This window comes from Candidatus Pelagibacter sp. HIMB109 (assembly GCF_052048155.1).
In the GTDB taxonomy this organism is placed as follows: Bacteria; Pseudomonadota; Alphaproteobacteria; order Pelagibacterales; family Pelagibacteraceae; genus HIMB114.
This window is the reverse complement of sequence record NZ_JBNAIK010000002.1, coordinates 61,550-78,060: the sequence shown is the minus strand read 5'-3', so window position 1 is coordinate 78,060 and position 16,511 is coordinate 61,550. Positions and strand designations below refer to the sequence as shown.

Below are 16,511 nucleotides of genomic sequence, written 5' to 3'. Positions count from 1 at the left end.
AATATTATGTATGATGATTAAATCTGTATCAGAACTTGTAAAAGAGGCTATGAAGCAAATCAAGACAATTTCTGTAAAAGAATTAAAAATGCTCATGGAAACAAATAAAAAAGCGGTAATAATTGATATAAGAGATATTAGAGAATTAAAAAAAACAGGAAAAGTTAAATTAGCAAAACATGTGCCAAGAGGAATGCTAGAATTCTGGCTAGATCCATCAAGTCCATATTTCAAAAAAGAATTAGCTATTGATAAGCCAAAAATTTTATATTGTGCATCCAATTGGAGAAGCGCGTTAGCTGTAAAAACGTTACAGGATATGGGATTTAAAAATATCTGTCATGTAGAAGGAGGGTTTAAAGCTATAGAAGATGGGGGGTTTCAAATTGAAAAAATTAACTAATTTATTTTTTCGCCTCTCGAAAAACAAACTCTAATCTATCTTGACCAAAAAACATTTTAGATCCAACAATGAAAGTAGGCGCTCCAAAAACGCCTTTTTTAAAAGCATTGCTGGTTTTTGTTTTTAAATCATCTTTAATTTTTTGATCACTTAATTTTTCAATAAAACTTTTTGGATTAATATCCATGTTCTTAATAAAACGTTCTAAAATTTTACCATCATTTAAGTTAAGCGAGTCTACCCATGCCGCTTTGTAAAATTGATCAACATAATTAATAAGAAATCCTTCTTTTTCAGCGACTAAAGCACCTCTCATTATATTTACTGTCTTTAATGGAAAGTACCTATTAAACTGAAACTTAACCTTAAACCAATCTGCGCAAATTTTTAAATCTTTGATCATATGTTTGGCTCTTGATGGATTTAATCCAGGCGCTGTAATATTCGCTAATTGATGAATTCCACCTAGGAGTATTGGCATATAGTTAACTTTAATTTTATTTTCTTTTTCAAAACGTTTTATTTGTTCATGAGCAAGATAGGAATAGGGACTACTAATATCAAAATAAAAATCAATTTTCTTCATTATTCATGCAGCTTTAATTTTTGAGCAATTAATAATCTCAAAAATAAATATAAAAATAAACCTACAGGCCCACTAAAATAAGTTAAAATTATAGGAAATATTACAATATATTTATGAATGTTTAATCTTATCGCATCATTTGCGATCCAGACACCGAGGAATAAACTTAATGTTAAAAAATGTATCCAAAAAATTAAAACAAACAGTGTATTATCCATTAAAGACATTAACTCATCTAACCCTAAATAAAGCCTAAAGTTATTTAAGACATCAAGAGGATCTTTTTTTATTAAATTCTCAAATGCACCGGAGGGATAAATTTGCTCAAAAGCTAAATAGCCATATGTGAGCGCTAAAACAAAAGGGATAAATAGATTATTTACTAAACCCTGAGTAATTTTTGAACTTGGAAAAAAAATAATTAACAGCCAAAGAGGAATTACACCAATATTTGCAAATTGGTATATCATTTCTAAGGTAAAAAAATCTTTGATCGTTTCTAACATATGGTAACGTCCTAGTTTATATATGAATCAATCTAAATCAATCCATCAAAACTTAGATACAGTAGAAGAAATAAAGGAATTGGCATTAAAGTATTTAGATAAATATCAACCTTCAAAAAAAAGTTTGCAAATTTATTTATTCAGAAAAGCAATTGATGCCCAGAGTAATACAATTGAAAAAAGTGAGATTATAAAGAAAATTGATATTGTTTTAGATGATTTAGAAGAAAAAGGTATTTTAAATGACACTCTTTACTCTGAAATTAAATCAAAGAATTTTTTAAAACGTGGCTATTCTTTAAATAAAATAAAACAACATTTGTCTCAAAAAGGTATCGGAAGCGAACTTTTAAAGCAGACTATTGAGAAAATTCAAAATGATCATACAAATCCTGATTTTTATTCTGCAATAAGAATATGTAAAAAGAGAAGACTTGGACCGTACCGTCCAGATGCCAATAAGGAAATTTTTTATAAAAAAGATATGGGTGTTTTAGCCAGATCAGGTTTTAGTTATGATTTATCAAAAGAAGTTTTAGCTTTAGACAAAAAACAACTCAAAATTTATGAGAAAAAGCTTTAGTTTATTTTTTACCTTTCTTTCGCTTTTCTTCCTCAACTAATTCATTTATCTTTTTTTGCATTGTTTGTCTTACAACACTAAAAACAATGATACCAAAAATTGATACACTTATGATTATGATTAATATAGTCTTGGCCATTATATTTTTGAATTCCTTCTTATTAATAATGAAGGATTTTTAAAACCCCTTTTGCCATATAGTATTTTTTTATTTTGATGAGTTCTTACAATTGCTCCAGCGCCTTCTGCAATTGCATGACCAGCGGCATAATCCCATTCCCTTGCTCTTGCTCTGGCAGTATAAAAGTCAAATTCTGAACTTGCAATCATGCAAAATTTTAGAGAACTTCTCATGCTCACAAAATGATTAATTTTATATTTTTTTAAAATTCGTCTTATAATTTCAGATGGTTTTGATGAGTTTGTTAATGCAATTTTGTCTCTTTTTTTTATCTTTGAACAATCTAATTTGATTTTTTTCTTTTTATCATAAATTTCATAGGCTTTATTTTTTCCAAACGAGTAAAACAATCTTTTCTTTTTTGGTGCATAAATAATACCAGCTACTGGTTTTTGGTTTATAATTAAGCCTGCATTAATTGTATATTCTGATCCACCTTTTATGTATGAACTTGTCCCATCGATTGGGTCAACTAACCAAAAAGTTTGTCTTTTTTTAATTTTTGTATTTTTAATAGTTTCTTCAGAAACAACTTCTATTTCAGGTGATATTTTTTTTAAAAACTTTTGTAATATTTTATCAACCTCTAAATCACCATTGGAAACAGGTGTTCCATCATCTTTGGTAAATATTTTTAGCTTTTTTGCACATTGTATTGATTTAGATCCCGCCTTATAAAAAATTGGAATAAGTTTTTTGATTAGCTTTTGTGTATCAATTTTATTCTTCATATTTTTCCAAAGTAATTTCGGAGGTATTTATAGTTTTTTTTCCCGCATTTTGAAAATTTACTGTTACCTTATTATCTACAATTGACTGTACTTGACCGATACCCCAATCTTTGTGAGACGGGTGGATTACAAAGTCACCAGGATCAAAGTCATATACATGCATTTTAAAATATGATTATCGTGATATACCGATGTTATGAGTTTAGCAATCACAGATATTACAGAGAATAATATACTTGGTTTTGATAAAGATAAATCTAAAACAAAAGTTGTTGTCGCAATGTCAGGAGGCGTTGATTCCTCTGTAGTCGCAGCTCTTTTAAAAAAAGATGGCTATGATGTAATTGGAATTACACTCCAGTTATTTGATTACGGAAAAATTGGAAAAACAAAAGGGACATGTTGTGCTGGGAAAGATATTTATGATGCAAAAAAAGTTTGTGATCAACTTGAAATTAAGCATGAAGTTTTCAATTATGAGTCGATATTTAAAGAAGAGGTCATAGAAAAATTTGCAGATAGTTACATAAAAGGAGAAACTCCAATTCCTTGTGTCGATTGCAATCAAACTGTAAAATTTAGAGATCTCTTTAAATCGGCAAAAAATTTAGATGCTGATGCATTAGCAACGGGACATTATGTTAAGAGAATATTTAATCATAGCGCCATGATGTATAGACCAGAGGATTTAAATCGCGATCAAAGCTATTTTTTATTTAATACTACCCAAGAACAACTTGATTATCTTAGATTTCCCTTAGCTTCATTGCCAAAAACTAAAACTAGAGACGTTGCCAGAGATTTAAAATTACAAGTTGCAAATAAACCAGATAGTCAGGATATTTGTTTTGTTCCAAACGGTAATTATAAGACAATTGTGGAAAAGCTAAGACCAGAGTCATTTGTTGAAGGTGAAATTGTAGATACCAAGGGAAAAGTATTGGGAAAACATAGTGGAATCGCAAATTTTACAATAGGTCAAAGAAAAGGAATAAAAGTATCATCAACAGATCCTTTCTTTGTAATAAAGATTGATCCAAAGAAAAATCAGGTAGTTATAGGATCTCGAGAAGAACTTTTGGTTCAAACTATTCATTTAAAAGAAATAAATTATCTTTGCGATAAAGAGCAATTAAATGGTAATTTTTTTGTTAAGGTGAGATCCACAGGAAATCTACTAGAGTGTAATGTGTATGATAATGGACATAAAGTAACGCTTTCAAGCGGCGAGACAGGAGTTTCACCTGGTCAAGCGTGTGTATTTTATAAGCAGGATGAGTTTGGAACGAGAGTGTATGGAGGTGGATGGATAGATAGAACGGAGAAATAATTATTTCTTTTTATTTTTTCTTCTATTTCTTCTTCTCTTAGATCCGATTTTTCTTCGACCTCGATGTTTTTTTGGATATCCCATTTTATGTTTTTTATTAAATTAAAAGTTGTATTTAGCAGATTTTTATTTTATTTACTAGATCGAATATGAGTTCAACTTTTAAAAATAACAAACCTTTAGATTTCACTAAAAATGAAGAGAACTCAAAAAATAATATAGATTACTTCAATTTAAAAGAAGATAGAGCAAAAGAGGACAAGCAGGAAAAAGTCCAAAGTGTTTTATTCGTATCTGCTGCAGCTGTTTTTATCGTAGCATTTGTTGCTATAATTTATTCTTAAAATAAAAATAACTTATTTATGATTACTACCGAACTTTTTATCGGGTTAATTACTTTCTATTTTGTAATGTTTATGACACCAGGTCCAAATAACATTATGTTAACCATATCTGGCATAAAATTTGGTTTTAAAAAAACTATTCCTCACATGATCGGTATTCCACTGGGTCATGTTACACAAATTGCACTAGTAGCATGTGGACTTGGAAAATTCTTTCAAATGTATCCTGATATTCAAAATATTTTGAAAATCTTAGGGTGTATTTATTTATTTTACCTTGCTTATAAAATGTTCGGTTCATTGAATGTAAAAACTAACGAAGGTAAGTTATCTGGACGCCCAATGAAAATGTATGAATCTATTTTATTCCAATACCTAAACCCTAAGGCGTGGGTAGCCTCGATGACAGCGGTGACTGTTTTTTTTCCAAATCAAGAAAATTTTATAGTTGGGGTGCTGTTTTTAACTCTAAGTGCTCCTTTGTTAGAAGTTATCGCTGTTACAACATGGGCAGGTTTTGGTGCAACGATAAGAGTGTTTATATCCAATAATAAAATAAAAAAATTTATTGAAATTTTAATGGCTATTTTATTAATATTAACTTCAGCATTTATTTTAATATGAAACAATTTTTTAAAGACATTAATCTAAATACAAATGGTCAAAAACTAATTGATTTTACAGATGAAGTTTTAGAGTTTGTAAAAAGTTCTAAAATTAATAATGGAATTATAAATTTAAGTATTTTGCATACTAGCGCTTCTTTAATTATTCAAGAAAATGCCGACTCTGATGTACAAAGAGATTTATTAAATTTTTTTGATAAGTTAGTACCCATGGACCCAAAGTTATACGTTCATGGTATCGAGGGCAAAGATGACATGCCAGCTCATATTAAGACAGCTTTAACAAATACTCACCTAACGTTAAGTATTAAGAATAGTAAAATAGTTTTAGGTACTTGGCAGGGTATTTATTTATTTGAACACAGAATAAACCAGCAAAATAGAACGGTTTTCTCTCATATTGTTGGTGATTGGTATTGACCAAACTTTAACATTCAACTAAAAGCTGAATTACTTATGGCAAAAAAGAAAAAAACCAAAAAGACAAAAAAATCTAAAAAAGTTTCAAAGAGAAAAGTTTCAAAAAAATCAGTATCAAAAAAAACTGATAAAAATATTTTAATTTATGCAGCTGCAGCTGCGCTAGCTCTTATCGTTGTTGTTTTTGCAATACCGGGTGGAAAGAATAAGCCAGAAGTTAAAAAACAAACTCAAGTTACAAAACAAGAGAATGCTCAAGAAGTAAAAGAAAACAAAGTTTCAGATATTAAACAAACAAAAGAAGTTAAAGCTTTAAATATTCCAAAAAAGAAAAAAGCTATTAACCAACCAAGTTTCAACGAGAAAGCAATTCAAATCAGATTTGCAGAAATAGATTATAACAGTAACAAAAAAATATCTTTGAAAGAGTATCTTTATTATTTCAAAGACAAGGCTCAGGGTAAAAAACAATTCAAGCAAGTTGATAAAAATGGTAATAAGTCAATAAGCTATGAAGAATACCTAGCCTTTAAAAAAAGATAGTTAATTCACAATAAAATCAAATTCAAATTGACTTTTATGAACCCGTGGTTCATTTAAGCGCTTATGGTTATTAGTAAATTGTTTTCAATTTTCTCAGGTGAAAAAGATGCTGTAGTTGATCAAACAACTATTAATGGAAAATTATATAAATTCGTAAATTCTAAAATACTACCAGGTACAGATATTACCGAAAAAGAGTTCTGGGATGGTTTTGTGAAAGTGGCAAACGAACTTGCCCCTGAAAACAGAGATCTTTTAAAAAAAAGAGAAGAGATCCAATCAAAATTAGATGAGTGGCATAAAAATAATAAAGATAAAATTGATTTTGAAGAATATAAAAAATTCTTAAAAGAAATTGATTATTTAGTTGAAGAAAAAGAGAAATTTCAAATTGAAACATCAAATGTCGATGATGAAATTGCCAAAATTGCAGGCCCGCAATTAGTTGTTCCAATTGATAATGCGAGATACGCACTAAATGCTGCTAATGCGAGGTGGGGCAGTTTATATGATGCTCTTTACGGTACAGATATTATCAGCGAAGATAATGGTAAAGAAAAATCTGGTGGTTACAACCCTAAAAGAGGCGAGGAGGTTATAGCACTTGGTCGTGAGTTTTTAGATGTTAATTTTAAATTAGAATATGGCAGTTGGTCAGATGTTAAATCTTTTACTAAAGCGAGTGATAATTTAAATATACAACTAGAAAATGGATCGTTTACAAAATTAAAAAACCTTTCAAAATTTGTTGGTTACAAAGGAGATAAAGAAAGTTTAACTTCAATATTTTTAAAAAACAATAACCTTCATATAGAAATTCAAATTAATTCAAATCATCCAATAGGTAAATCAGATAAAGCTAATATCAGCGATATTGTATCTGAATCTGCGATCTCAACTATTATGGATTTAGAAGACTCGGTTGCGGCAGTAGATGCTGAAGATAAAGTAAAATGTTATTCAAATTGGCTTGGTATTATGAAAGGCAACCTTGAAGCAAAAATGCAAAAGGGTGGAAAAACAATAGTTAGAAAATTAAATGAAGACAAAGAGTTTCTAGATATTAATGACAATCCTGCAAAACTTCACGGTAGATCTTTATTATTAATTAGAAACGTTGGCCATCTTATGACCAATCCAGCAATTAAATTGAACGATGGTTCAGAGATTCCCGAAGGTATAATGGATGCTTTTATAACTGTGTTATGTGCAAAACATGATTTTAAATTAAAGAAAAACTCTAGAACTGGTTCAGTTTATATTGTTAAACCAAAAATGCATGGCCCAGAAGAGGTAGCTTTTGCAGATAAAATTTTCTCTAAAGTAGAAGAGGTTCTTAAGCTAGAACCAAATACAATTAAAATGGGTATTATGGATGAAGAAAGAAGAACAACTGTAAATTTAAAAGAAGCAATAAGAAATGCAAAAAAAAGAATAGTATTTATTAATACAGGTTTCTTAGATCGAACTGGTGATGAAATGCATACATCTTTTGAGGCAGGTCCTATGATCTTCAAAGGTGATATGAAAAAATCAAGTTGGTTAAATACTTATGAAGATTGGAATGTTGATATTGGATTAGAGTGTGGTTTTTCTGGAAAAGCACAAATTGGAAAAGGAATGTGGGCTATGCCAGATAAAATGAAAGATATGATCGAGCAAAAAATTGGTCATCCAAAATCAGGCGCTAACTGTGCTTGGGTACCATCACCAACAGCAGCAATACTGCATTCAACACATTATCATCAAATTAATGTTTTTGATCAACAAAAAGAATTAGCATCACGTGGTAGAGCAAATTTAGATAACATTTTAACTATTCCTGTAGCAGACAGACCAAATTGGTCAGCCGAGCAAATTCAAAAAGAAATTGAAAATAATTGCCAAGGTATTCTTGGTTATGTTGTAAGATGGGTCGATCAAGGCGTTGGTTGTTCAAAAGTTCCAGACATAAACAATGTTGGATTAATGGAAGATAGAGCAACACTTAGAATTTCATCTCAGCATATTGCAAATTGGTTACATCATGAAATTTGCACCAAAGAACAAGTCATGGATACTATGAAGAAAATGGCAAAAGTTGTTGATGGGCAAAATGCTGGAGATAAAAACTATACACCAATGGATGGTAATTTTGATAATTCAATTGCTTTTAAAGCAGCATGTGATTTAGTCTTTGAAGGCAAAGTCCAACCATCTGGTTATACTGAACCAATCTTACACAAGAAAAGATTAGAAAAAAAAGCTTCTCACTAATCATTAAATAAATGTCGATCACTGAATTGTATTTTTATGCATTTGCGATGTTTATTTTGTTTCTCACCCCAGGTCCTGTTTGGGTTGTTCTTTTAGCTAGAATTTTTTCAAATGGATGGTCTGGTGGGTTACCATTAGCTTGCGGAGTTATTATTGCAGATTTTACTTGGTCTTTTTTAGCTGTGATATCTATATCTTCTATTAGTGAAGCTGTACCTTCTATAACAAAAATATTAACTTGGGTTGCTGCAGGATTTTTTTTGTATTTAGCAATCAAGTTATGGTTAAAACCGTCTTATGATTTAAATAATATTAAATTATCCAAGGTCTCATCAAAATTAAAATTTAACTCTATTTATTTAGAAAGCTTTATGACTGGATTACTAGTCAATTTTTCAAACCCAAAAGCTATTCTTTTTTATATAAGTATTATGCCAGGTTTCTTTGTATTAAATCAATTAACAAATACTGATGCGGTAATAATTGCATCAATTTCTGCTTTAGTTCCTTTTATTGGTAACATAATATTAATTGCATTAGTCTCACCTGTAAGACAGCTTATGCAAAGCCCTTCTGCTCAAAAAAAACTAAATCAAATTAGTTCAATACTTTTATTAATTGTAGCGGTTATGATTTTAGTACTTTAAGGTTATTTTATTAAGACACAGGCGTGACAAGTAGGATTTTATATTGTAGATAATCCAGCAATGGCGGGGTAGCTCAGTTGGTTAGAGCACGGGACTCATAAGCCCGGTGTCGGCAGTTCGATTCTGCCTCCCGCTACCATTAATCAAGGAATCAATTTAATATTTTTTTATGCCATCAAAATATAAAGCAATGGTTTTAAGCTGCATTGATCCTCGTTGTCAGCCAAAGATTAATAATATCCTAAAGAAGAAAAAATTGTCTGGAAAATATAGTTTATTTTCAATTGCAGGATCTGCAGTTGGTGTAACTTCAAATAAATTTAAAACTTGGCATAATGTCTTTTGGCAAAATTTAGGTATCTCTTTAAAGCTGCACGGTATTAAAAAACTTATAGCTGTAAATCATTATGATTGCGGTGCTGCAAAATTGGTAAATAAACAAAAAAAATTTAATAGAAATATTGAATATAAAATTCATCAAAATGCTTTTAAAGCTCTTAAAACAAAACTTAAGAAAAAGTACCCAAAAATTAAATTAGAAACAAAAATAATGACAGTGAAAACTCTTTTCTTGACTGTAGCAATGAATGAAATCATATAGATGATATGAAAAGTTCAAAGAATAAAACATGTCCATTTATGCAAGGACATTGGGGATGTGTAGTCAAATTATTATGTGAAAACTTTAAATATTTTGTAATTGGCGGTTCAATAATTTTAGCTGCAATAGCTTATGGATGTTTTTCAAAAACTGCAAAAGATAAATGTTATTACAAAAATTACAGAATGAAGTACCAAGAATTGAAAAAAATAAATCCAACTTTAGATAAATGGGCAAATAAAGCTGAAGCTTCAAAATTTGCTTTGAAGGCTTGTAATATAAAATAATTTAGTGGCCTGGAAATTTAATAAGACTAAAAGTTTTATAACCTTTAGCAATTAGTATTTTGTTACCCGGAAGATCAAAAAGGTCTATCAGGAAGACAAAACCTGAGACTTTAGCTTTAGTTTTTTCAACTAATTTAGCAGCAGCAAGCGCAGTTCCACCTGTAGCAATTAAATCATCGATGATTAAAATTTTGTCATTTTTCTTCAATGAAGATTTGTGAATTTCAATAGTGTCATAACCATACTCTAATTTAAACTTTTGAGAGATAGTTTTACCAGGTAATTTGTTTTTTTTTCTAAGTAGAATTAAAGGTTTTTTTGTCAAAAAACTTAAAACAGAGGCAAAAATAAATCCTCGTGATTCAATAGCTGCAATTTTATTAAATTTAACTTTGCTTGAAATAGACCGCATTTTTTTTATTGTATAATTAAAAGCTTTTTTATTTTCTAATAGAGAAGTGATATCTCTAAATAAAATTCCTTTTTTTGGATAATTTGGAATACTTCTAATGGTTTTTTCTAATTTCATTTTTTTGATATTTAATATACCTAAACAAATATGAATAAATTAGCAATCATTGGAGGCAGTGGCCTTTATAATATCGATGGTATTAAAGATGAGAAGTGGTTAAACGTAGATACACCTTGGGGCAAACCCTCAGATCAAATTTTAGAAGCAAAAATTGAAGACAAGCAAGTTTATTTTTTGCCAAGGCACGCAAGAGGACATAAAATTAATCCGTCTAATATTAACTTTAGAGCAAACATTGATGCCTTAAAACAACTTGGCGTAACTGATATTATCTCAGTATCAGCTGTGGGATCACTAAAAGAGGAATTAGAACCAGGGAAATTTGTTCTAGTTGATCAGTTTATAGATAGAACTTTTGCAAGAGTTAAAACATTTTTTGATAAAGAAATTGTAGCTCATGTTTCTATGGCAAAACCAACAAGTCCTGGTTTAATGAAGGCATGCGAAGAGGTTTTAAAAAAACTAAATTTAAAACATAAAGTAAGTGGAACATATTTAGTTATGGAGGGTCCTCAGTTTTCATCTTTAGCTGAGTCAAATTTATATCGTTCATGGGGATGTGATGTGATTGGAATGACTAATATGCCAGAAGCCAAATTAGCTAGAGAAGCTGAAATTCGCTATACATCTGTTGCAATGGTAACTGATTATGATTGCTGGCATGAAGATCACGAGGATGTTTCTGTTGAGCAAGTTATAAAGACATTGTTGAGTAATGCAGATAACGCGAGAAAAATGATAGTAGAAGTTGTTAAAAATTTTGAAAACTTTATCGATCCAAAAGATCCAGCAAATAATTGTTTAGATACAGCAATAATCACTGATCGTTCACATTGGACAGAGACAACAAAACAAGAGCTAAAAAATATCGCTGGAAGAGTCTTGAAAAGTTAAATGAAAATTAATGGTAAGCATTATTTAACTATTTGGCACAATGAAAATGAAGACAATGTTTGTATAATAGATCAAACAAAATTACCTTTTGAATTTATAATAAAAAAACTTAACACTTATCAGGACTGCTTTGTAGCAATAAAAAATATGCTTGTGAGAGGTGCTCCACTAATTGGAGCGACTGCAGCTTATAGCATTTATCTTGCGGCAAAAGAGAATGAAAATTTTGATTATATAAATGAAAAAATTACAAATATTAAAACCGCAAGACCTACAGCGGTAAATTTAGCATGGGCAGCTGATCGTATTCTAAAAAATATTGATAGTTCAAATATTAAAAATTCAATTTTAAATGAATGTAAAAAAATTTGCGAAGAAGATATTAAAATTTCAGAAAGTATTGGAAATCATGGTTTAGAATTAATTAAAAGAATTAAAAAAGAGAAAGTAAATATTCTTACGCACTGTAATGCTGGATGGCTTGCAACAATAGATTGGGGAACTGCAACTGCTCCAATTTATAAATCTAGAGATGCTGGTATCAATGTTCATGTTTGGGTCGATGAAACAAGGCCTAGAAACCAAGGTTCATCACTTACGTCTTATGAATTATTAAATGAAGAAATTGAGCATAAAATTATAGCTGATAATACTGGAGGACTTTTAATGCAAAGAGGCATGATAGATATGTGCATTGTAGGAACAGACCGCGTTAGTGAAAATGGGGATGTTGCAAATAAAATTGGAACCTATTTAAAAGCTTTAGCTGCAAAAGATAATAATATCCCTTTCTATGTTGCCTTACCAAGTACAACTTACGATAAAAAAATTCTTAAAGGAAAAGATATTCCAATTGAGGAAAGATCTGATGATGAGTTAAAATTAATAAATGGTTTTGATCAAGATGGAAAATTAAAACAAATAAATATTTATCCAAAGAACAGCAAAGGATTTAATTTAGGATTTGATATTACCCCAGCTGAACTTGTTACGGGGTTTATAACTGAAAAGGGAATTTTTAAACCAGAAGAATTAAGAGAAAATTTTTAATGAATGAATTATTAATAAGAAAAAATATAATTAAATTTTCAAAATTATTAAATAAAACAAACCTGTCGCCACTAAGATCGGGTAATATTTCAGCAAGGTACAAAAATGGTTTTTTAATAACTCCAAGTGGTATGAAATATGAGAAATTAAAAACTAAAGACATTGTATTTGTGAATATGAAAGGAGAGTTTAATAAGAGTAAAAATAAACCATCATCTGAATGGAAATTTCACAAAGATATTTATAAAAACAGAAATGAAAGCAAAGCGATAGTTCACTGCCATTCTAAAAATGCCTTGGTTCTTTCTTGCATCCGAAAGAAGATACCTGCATTTCATTACATGGTCGCTGTAGCAGGTGGCATAGATATTAGATGTGCAAAGTATGCAACCTATGGTACCAGTCAATTATCTAGAAATGTTATTGCAGCTTTAAAAGAGCGCTCAGCTTGTTTGATAGAAAATCACGGCCAGGTTTCATTTTCAAATAATTTAGAAAATGCATTTGAATTAGCCCAAGAAGTTGAGCATTTAGCTGAACAGTACCTGGAATGTTTGAGAGTTGGCAAACCTAAAATTTTAGCAAATTCTGAAATGAATAAAGTTTTAGCCAAAGTTAAAAATTATAAACAGTAATCAAAAAAGGTTGATAATACTGAGAGTCTCTGTATACCGCGAGTTAAGGGCTAAAAATCTTGTCGAGATCTCTGATGAACAAGGTTTTGAAGTTTAAGCTTTAGCAAGCTTTAATTTTTTTGAAAGAAGGGAGGCCTAATGAATAAAGTAGGCGAGCACATCACATTAGATTTTCTTGGAGTATATGAAAATCACTCTGCAGAATTTTATGAAAAAATTTTTAAAAAAATTGCTGAAGTAGCAAAAGTTGAAATAGTAAATATTTCCAAATATGTTTTTACTCCACAAGGTGTAACTTTACTGTGTTTGCTTAAAGAGAGTCATATGAGCTTTCATACTTTTCCTGAAAAGGGGATTGTGAGTTTTGATTTTTTTACATGTGGCGCTGTTAGTCCAAGTATATCATTGGAGATTTTAAAAAAAGAATTACCTCATACATCAGTAATTAAAAAAGATTTCGAAAGAGATACCGTTCATCATTATAAAGATATTTATAGTTCTGAAGGTATTAAAAAGTTTTATATGGTTGAAGAAGTTATTAAAAACTTCAAATCTCAAGCTGGACAACATATCGAAATATTAAAGCTTAAAGAATTTGGTAATGCATTATTTATAGATGGTGAAATTCAAGTAGCTGAGAAAGATGAAGAATTATACTCAAGTACATTTGTTAAATCTGGACTTGGGTTATGCTCAAAAAACTCAACCGCTGCAATTATAGGCGGAGGTGATGGAGGAGTCGCTAGAGAGTGTGTAAAAAATAATTTTGATTATATTGATTGGTTTGAATTGGATAAAGAAGTTGTAGATGCATGCCAACAATATTTACCTGAGGTCTTTAAAAATATTCACAAAAGCAATAACGTAAATTGTATTTGGGGTGATGCTTTTAAAAATATAGTTTCTTGCGAAAATGAAAAATATGATCATTTGTTTATAGATTTAAACGATGACCAATTTTGTATTGATCTTGCAGCAAAAAATATAAATGACATTAAGAGAATTACAAAGAAAAATGGAGTTATTACTGCTCAAGTTGGATCAAAAGATAAAAAACCATCTCAAGTTAATAATTGGAGAGAAACTTTAGAAAGCGCATTTGGCAATTCAAAGATTTCAGAAATCTACATTCCAAGCTTTGATTGTAGTTGGAATTTTATAAGTTCAATTAATAAATAATGAAATTTAATGCTGCTTGTTTGCAGCTGACATCTAATGATCAGCCAAAAGAAAATCTAGATCAAGTTATAAAACTATCTGATCAAGCTGTTAAAGATGGAGCTCAAATTATTTTAACTCCGGAAAATACTTTCCTACTCACTTTAGATGAAGGTGTTTTGGAGGAAAAATCTGAAGATTATGAAAAAGGATTTTGCATTAATGAAATCATTAAATATGCAAAATCTAATTCAATTTGGTTTTTAATCGGTGGAACACCATTTAAAGAAAATAATAATATTTTTAATAGATCAGTTTTAATTAGTCCAAAGGGAGAGATAGTTACAACATATGATAAGATTCATATGTTTGATGTAAATTTACCAAATGGAGAAAGTTATGAAGAGTCTAAAAAATTTAAAGCTGGGGAAAGTTTATCAGTAACAAAATTACCATGGGGAAATTTAGGCTTATCAATTTGTTATGATTTAAGATTTCCAAATCATTATAGGCAATTAATGAAAAAAGGTGCTGATTTTTTAGCGGTACCATCAGCATTTACAAAAAACACTGGTGAAAGACATTGGCATATTCTTCTAAGATCTAGAGCTATAGAAAACTTTTGTTATGTTCTAGCCCCGGCTCAAACTGGAAAACATTTTAATAATCGAGAAACTTACGGACATTCAATGATTGTTTCACCTGATGGTGTTGTTTTATCTGAAAAAAAAGAAGACATTGGTTTGATAATTTCTGAGATAGATATTGAGAAAGTTAAAAAAATTAGGTCAGAGATTCCAAGTATAAGTTTTGATTAATATTTATCGTAACTTTTAACTTCTGAGATATTTGACCCAGATAATTGATTGATCTTATTTTTTATTTTAGCTCTGTTGTCATTTTCAATATAGACACTTCTTGCTAATTCAATAAATTTTTCTCCAAAATCTTTATTTCTTTCACAGTCTCGCTTACCATCTTCGATGTCCCATAGTTTTGAATTTATAGCTTTTAAATCATTGTACAAAGATTTAATTTCATCAGTAATACTTACATCATTTTTCAAAGTATTATTTAAACTCTCAAGTTCTTTGGTGACAATTTTTGTTTTTTCAGTGTCTTTTAGATTTTTTTGCTTAATTTCTAAAATACTTATTTTATCTAATAGCTCACCTACTGATATTTCGGCAAAAATTTTATTAGCTGAATTCATAACTAATTGATAATACTAAATCAGCCTATGTCAAATATTCTAATTATTAAACATGGTTCTCTTGGTGATATAGTTCAGATATCGGGCGCCTTACAAGATATTCGAAATCAATTTAAAGATAGTACAATTTTTATATTAACAACTTTTAAATTTAAAAATCTATTTGAAGGATGTCCATTCATTGATGAGGTAATAGTAGACAAAAGGTTACCAAGATGGAATTTTTTTTATTTATTAAAATTAATAAAAAATATCAGAAGTTTTAATTTTGATATTTGCTTTGACCTTCAGAATTCTTCAAGGACTAATTTTTACAGAAAAAATTTTAAAATTAAGAATTGGTCTTCTTCACTTACGGTTTTGCAAAAAAATGAAACAAAAAAACTATTTGATCAGGAAGGTGTTATAGAACGTTTTAAAGTTCAATTAGATAGATCTAATATTAATGACACAAGCCATGTATTGAAACCAGATTTTTCATGGGCAATTGAAGAAAGTTTTCAAATCAAAGAGCAAAAATATATTTTTTTAGCTCCTTTTAGTTCTCCAAAATTAAAACATAAAGTTTGGCCATACTTTAAAGAATTAATTCAATTATTAAAAAATGAATTACCTCAATATGAATTAATAACAGCGCCAGGGCCAAGTGAGATTGGTCAATGTAAAAATATAGGTCTTAAGATGATTTTAAATAATGATAAACCAACAAGCATTGGTCAACTTGCAAAAGTAATAAAGCAGTCATCTTTTGTTATAGCAAATGATACAGGACCAGCTCATATTGCTGCTCACTTAGGGTGCAAGGGTGTTGCATTGTTTGGTCATCATACTTCTGCAAAAAAAGTAAGTATTGAAACAGAAAAATTTAAAGTTATTGAGTCTAACTCCCTTAGGGAAATTACTCCTGAACAGGTATTAAAGTTTGTGAAAGATAAAATTTTTACATAAAAAAATATTTGTAAAAACCAATAATCGAAAAAGGAAT

At 29.6% G+C, this 16,511-nt stretch carries 24 protein-coding genes and 1 tRNA gene; 18 read left to right on the top strand and 7 right to left on the bottom strand.

The genetic code is table 11. The features are described from left to right. Positions 1-10: 10 nt before the first annotated feature. A complete protein-coding gene (locus tag ACTTAQ_RS02075) occupies positions 11-403 on the top strand; it encodes a rhodanese-like domain-containing protein (RefSeq protein ID WP_440695128.1) in 393 nt (130 codons plus the stop codon). Between the two features lies 1 nt (position 404). Here the strand turns inward: ACTTAQ_RS02075 and ACTTAQ_RS02070 are convergent, their stop codons facing one another. Further along, a complete protein-coding gene (locus tag ACTTAQ_RS02070) occupies positions 405-989 on the bottom strand; it encodes a 2-hydroxychromene-2-carboxylate isomerase (protein WP_440695126.1) in 585 nt (194 codons plus the stop codon). Then, on the bottom strand, positions 989-1,495 hold the full coding sequence (locus ACTTAQ_RS02065; RefSeq protein ID WP_440695124.1) for an ABA4-like family protein: 507 nt from the start codon (positions 1,493-1,495) through the stop codon (positions 989-991). The genes ACTTAQ_RS02070 and ACTTAQ_RS02065 overlap by 1 nt, the downstream gene beginning before the upstream one ends. Positions 1,496-1,517: 22 nt before the next feature. Here ACTTAQ_RS02065 and ACTTAQ_RS02060 point away from each other — a divergent pair, with 22 nt between their 5' ends. Continuing rightward, entirely contained in the window at positions 1,518-2,078 is a 561-nt protein-coding gene (locus ACTTAQ_RS02060; RefSeq protein WP_440695122.1) for a regulatory protein RecX, read from the top strand. 1 nt (position 2,079) lies between these two features. Here ACTTAQ_RS02060 and ACTTAQ_RS02055 read toward each other — a convergent pair whose 3' ends face one another. From ACTTAQ_RS02055 to ACTTAQ_RS02045, 3 genes are read right to left on the bottom strand one after another with little or no spacing between them, the layout of a single operon-like run. Next, a complete protein-coding gene (locus tag ACTTAQ_RS02055) occupies positions 2,080-2,217 on the bottom strand; it encodes a hypothetical protein (RefSeq protein ID WP_440695121.1) in 138 nt (45 codons plus the stop codon). Further along, the gene (locus ACTTAQ_RS02050) at positions 2,217-2,990 is read right to left on the bottom strand and encodes a 3'(2'),5'-bisphosphate nucleotidase CysQ family protein (protein ID WP_440695119.1); all 774 of its coding nucleotides are present in this window, start codon (positions 2,988-2,990) and stop codon (positions 2,217-2,219) included. The genes ACTTAQ_RS02055 and ACTTAQ_RS02050 overlap by 1 nt, the downstream gene beginning before the upstream one ends. Further along, positions 2,980-3,153 (bottom strand): DUF3553 domain-containing protein, encoded by a 174-nt coding sequence (locus ACTTAQ_RS02045; RefSeq protein ID WP_440680013.1) that lies wholly within the window; start codon positions 3,151-3,153, stop codon positions 2,980-2,982. The genes ACTTAQ_RS02050 and ACTTAQ_RS02045 overlap by 11 nt, the downstream gene beginning before the upstream one ends. 54 nt (positions 3,154-3,207) lie before the next feature. Here ACTTAQ_RS02045 and mnmA point away from each other — a divergent pair, with 54 nt between their 5' ends. The 10 genes from mnmA to ACTTAQ_RS01995 all read left to right on the top strand — a co-directional run bounded on the left by mnmA (position 3,208) and on the right by ACTTAQ_RS01995 (position 10,044). Next, on the top strand, positions 3,208-4,320 hold the full coding sequence (gene mnmA / locus ACTTAQ_RS02040; RefSeq protein WP_440695301.1) for a tRNA 2-thiouridine(34) synthase MnmA: 1,113 nt from the start codon (positions 3,208-3,210) through the stop codon (positions 4,318-4,320). A gap of 149 nt (positions 4,321-4,469) precedes the next feature. After that, the gene (locus ACTTAQ_RS02035) at positions 4,470-4,664 is read left to right on the top strand and encodes a hypothetical protein (protein WP_009360003.1); all 195 of its coding nucleotides are present in this window, start codon (positions 4,470-4,472) and stop codon (positions 4,662-4,664) included. An 18-nt stretch (positions 4,665-4,682) separates the two neighbouring features. Further along, a complete protein-coding gene (locus tag ACTTAQ_RS02030) occupies positions 4,683-5,288 on the top strand; it encodes a LysE family translocator (protein ID WP_440695117.1) in 606 nt (201 codons plus the stop codon). After that, positions 5,285-5,710 carry a secondary thiamine-phosphate synthase enzyme YjbQ gene (locus ACTTAQ_RS02025; protein ID WP_440695115.1) on the top strand — a complete coding sequence of 142 codons (426 nt, stop codon included), beginning with the start codon at positions 5,285-5,287 and terminating at the stop codon, positions 5,708-5,710. The genes ACTTAQ_RS02030 and ACTTAQ_RS02025 overlap by 4 nt, the downstream gene beginning before the upstream one ends. A gap of 36 nt (positions 5,711-5,746) precedes the next feature. Then, positions 5,747-6,253, top strand: coding sequence for an EF-hand domain-containing protein (locus tag ACTTAQ_RS02020; RefSeq protein ID WP_440695113.1), 507 nt, complete (start codon positions 5,747-5,749; stop codon positions 6,251-6,253). 63 nt (positions 6,254-6,316) lie between these two features. Continuing rightward, complete coding sequence (locus tag ACTTAQ_RS02015; RefSeq protein ID WP_440695111.1) at positions 6,317-8,509, top strand: malate synthase G; 2,193 nt, start codon at positions 6,317-6,319, stop codon at positions 8,507-8,509. A gap of 11 nt (positions 8,510-8,520) precedes the next feature. After that, complete coding sequence (locus ACTTAQ_RS02010) at positions 8,521-9,156, top strand: LysE family translocator (RefSeq protein WP_440695109.1); 636 nt, start codon at positions 8,521-8,523, stop codon at positions 9,154-9,156. Positions 9,157-9,218: 62 nt separating this feature from the next. Next, a tRNA-Met gene (locus ACTTAQ_RS02005) sits at positions 9,219-9,295 on the top strand. Between the two features lie 30 nt (positions 9,296-9,325). Then, positions 9,326-9,757: a carbonic anhydrase gene (locus tag ACTTAQ_RS02000; protein ID WP_440695107.1), complete on the top strand. Its 432-nt coding sequence runs from the start codon at positions 9,326-9,328 to the stop codon at positions 9,755-9,757. A gap of 5 nt (positions 9,758-9,762) precedes the next feature. Next, a complete protein-coding gene (locus tag ACTTAQ_RS01995; protein ID WP_440695106.1) occupies positions 9,763-10,044 on the top strand; it encodes a hypothetical protein in 282 nt (93 codons plus the stop codon). A 1-nt stretch (position 10,045) separates the two neighbouring features. On the opposite strand, the gene ACTTAQ_RS01990 is transcribed toward ACTTAQ_RS01995, so the two are convergent. Next, on the bottom strand, positions 10,046-10,573 hold the full coding sequence (locus tag ACTTAQ_RS01990) for an adenine phosphoribosyltransferase (RefSeq protein ID WP_440695104.1): 528 nt from the start codon (positions 10,571-10,573) through the stop codon (positions 10,046-10,048). Positions 10,574-10,603: 30 nt separating this feature from the next. Between ACTTAQ_RS01990 and ACTTAQ_RS01985 the strand changes: the two genes are divergently transcribed. From ACTTAQ_RS01985 to ACTTAQ_RS01965, 5 genes are all read left to right on the top strand, one after another. Continuing rightward, positions 10,604-11,470, top strand: coding sequence for an S-methyl-5'-thioadenosine phosphorylase (locus ACTTAQ_RS01985; RefSeq protein ID WP_440695102.1), 867 nt, complete (start codon positions 10,604-10,606; stop codon positions 11,468-11,470). Continuing rightward, entirely contained in the window at positions 11,471-12,520 is a 1,050-nt protein-coding gene (gene mtnA, locus ACTTAQ_RS01980) for an S-methyl-5-thioribose-1-phosphate isomerase (RefSeq protein WP_440695100.1), read from the top strand. Beyond that, positions 12,520-13,155 carry a class II aldolase/adducin family protein gene (locus ACTTAQ_RS01975; RefSeq protein ID WP_440695098.1) on the top strand — a complete coding sequence of 212 codons (636 nt, stop codon included), beginning with the start codon at positions 12,520-12,522 and terminating at the stop codon, positions 13,153-13,155. Before mtnA ends, ACTTAQ_RS01975 begins: the two co-directional genes overlap by 1 nt. A gap of 138 nt (positions 13,156-13,293) precedes the next feature. Beyond that, the gene (speD, locus tag ACTTAQ_RS01970; protein WP_440695096.1) at positions 13,294-14,334 is read left to right on the top strand and encodes an adenosylmethionine decarboxylase; all 1,041 of its coding nucleotides are present in this window, start codon (positions 13,294-13,296) and stop codon (positions 14,332-14,334) included. After that, positions 14,334-15,131, top strand: coding sequence for a carbon-nitrogen hydrolase family protein (locus ACTTAQ_RS01965; protein ID WP_440695095.1), 798 nt, complete (start codon positions 14,334-14,336; stop codon positions 15,129-15,131). Before speD ends, ACTTAQ_RS01965 begins: the two co-directional genes overlap by 1 nt. Here ACTTAQ_RS01965 and ACTTAQ_RS01960 read toward each other — a convergent pair. After that, a complete protein-coding gene (locus ACTTAQ_RS01960) occupies positions 15,128-15,526 on the bottom strand; it encodes a DUF6165 family protein (RefSeq protein WP_440679999.1) in 399 nt (132 codons plus the stop codon). The two genes, ACTTAQ_RS01965 and ACTTAQ_RS01960, sit on opposite strands and share 4 nt — an antisense overlap. A gap of 27 nt (positions 15,527-15,553) precedes the next feature. Between ACTTAQ_RS01960 and ACTTAQ_RS01955 the strand changes: the two genes are divergently transcribed. Continuing rightward, complete coding sequence (locus tag ACTTAQ_RS01955; RefSeq protein ID WP_440695093.1) at positions 15,554-16,474, top strand: glycosyltransferase family 9 protein; 921 nt, start codon at positions 15,554-15,556, stop codon at positions 16,472-16,474. Positions 16,475-16,511 lie beyond the last annotated feature (37 nt).

Bases quoted from the DNA above. Each gene is read 5' to 3' on its own strand.
- ACTTAQ_RS01985 (WP_440695102.1), top strand. From the start codon at position 10,604: ATGAATAAATTAGCAATCATTGGAGGCAGTGGCCTTTATAATATCGAT.
- ACTTAQ_RS01990 (WP_440695104.1), bottom strand. From the start codon at position 10,573: ATGAAATTAGAAAAAACCATTAGAAGTATTCCAAATTATCCAAAAAAA.
- ACTTAQ_RS02010 (WP_440695109.1), top strand. From the start codon at position 8,521: ATGTCGATCACTGAATTGTATTTTTATGCATTTGCGATGTTTATTTTG.
- ACTTAQ_RS02070 (WP_440695126.1), bottom strand. From the start codon at position 989: ATGAAGAAAATTGATTTTTATTTTGATATTAGTAGTCCCTATTCCTAT.
- ACTTAQ_RS02045 (WP_440680013.1), bottom strand. From the start codon at position 3,153: ATGCATGTATATGACTTTGATCCTGGTGACTTTGTAATCCACCCGTCT.
- ACTTAQ_RS02060 (WP_440695122.1), top strand. From the start codon at position 1,518: ATGAATCAATCTAAATCAATCCATCAAAACTTAGATACAGTAGAAGAA.
- ACTTAQ_RS01965 (WP_440695095.1), top strand. From the start codon at position 14,334: ATGAAATTTAATGCTGCTTGTTTGCAGCTGACATCTAATGATCAGCCA.
- ACTTAQ_RS01995 (WP_440695106.1), top strand. From the start codon at position 9,763: ATGAAAAGTTCAAAGAATAAAACATGTCCATTTATGCAAGGACATTGG.
- ACTTAQ_RS02030 (WP_440695117.1), top strand. From the start codon at position 4,683: ATGATTACTACCGAACTTTTTATCGGGTTAATTACTTTCTATTTTGTA.
- mtnA (WP_440695100.1), top strand. From the start codon at position 11,471: ATGAAAATTAATGGTAAGCATTATTTAACTATTTGGCACAATGAAAAT.
- ACTTAQ_RS02025 (WP_440695115.1), top strand. From the start codon at position 5,285: ATGAAACAATTTTTTAAAGACATTAATCTAAATACAAATGGTCAAAAA.
- ACTTAQ_RS02020 (WP_440695113.1), top strand. From the start codon at position 5,747: ATGGCAAAAAAGAAAAAAACCAAAAAGACAAAAAAATCTAAAAAAGTT.
- ACTTAQ_RS02075 (WP_440695128.1), top strand. From the start codon at position 11: ATGATGATTAAATCTGTATCAGAACTTGTAAAAGAGGCTATGAAGCAA.
- ACTTAQ_RS02055 (WP_440695121.1), bottom strand. From the start codon at position 2,217: ATGGCCAAGACTATATTAATCATAATCATAAGTGTATCAATTTTTGGT.
- ACTTAQ_RS02035 (WP_009360003.1), top strand. From the start codon at position 4,470: ATGAGTTCAACTTTTAAAAATAACAAACCTTTAGATTTCACTAAAAAT.
- speD (WP_440695096.1), top strand. From the start codon at position 13,294: ATGAATAAAGTAGGCGAGCACATCACATTAGATTTTCTTGGAGTATAT.
- ACTTAQ_RS01955 (WP_440695093.1), top strand. From the start codon at position 15,554: ATGTCAAATATTCTAATTATTAAACATGGTTCTCTTGGTGATATAGTT.
- ACTTAQ_RS01960 (WP_440679999.1), bottom strand. From the start codon at position 15,526: ATGAATTCAGCTAATAAAATTTTTGCCGAAATATCAGTAGGTGAGCTA.
- ACTTAQ_RS02015 (WP_440695111.1), top strand. From the start codon at position 6,317: ATGGTTATTAGTAAATTGTTTTCAATTTTCTCAGGTGAAAAAGATGCT.
- ACTTAQ_RS02000 (WP_440695107.1), top strand. From the start codon at position 9,326: ATGCCATCAAAATATAAAGCAATGGTTTTAAGCTGCATTGATCCTCGT.
- ACTTAQ_RS02050 (WP_440695119.1), bottom strand. From the start codon at position 2,990: ATGAAGAATAAAATTGATACACAAAAGCTAATCAAAAAACTTATTCCA.
- ACTTAQ_RS02065 (WP_440695124.1), bottom strand. From the start codon at position 1,495: ATGTTAGAAACGATCAAAGATTTTTTTACCTTAGAAATGATATACCAA.
- ACTTAQ_RS01975 (WP_440695098.1), top strand. From the start codon at position 12,520: ATGAATGAATTATTAATAAGAAAAAATATAATTAAATTTTCAAAATTA.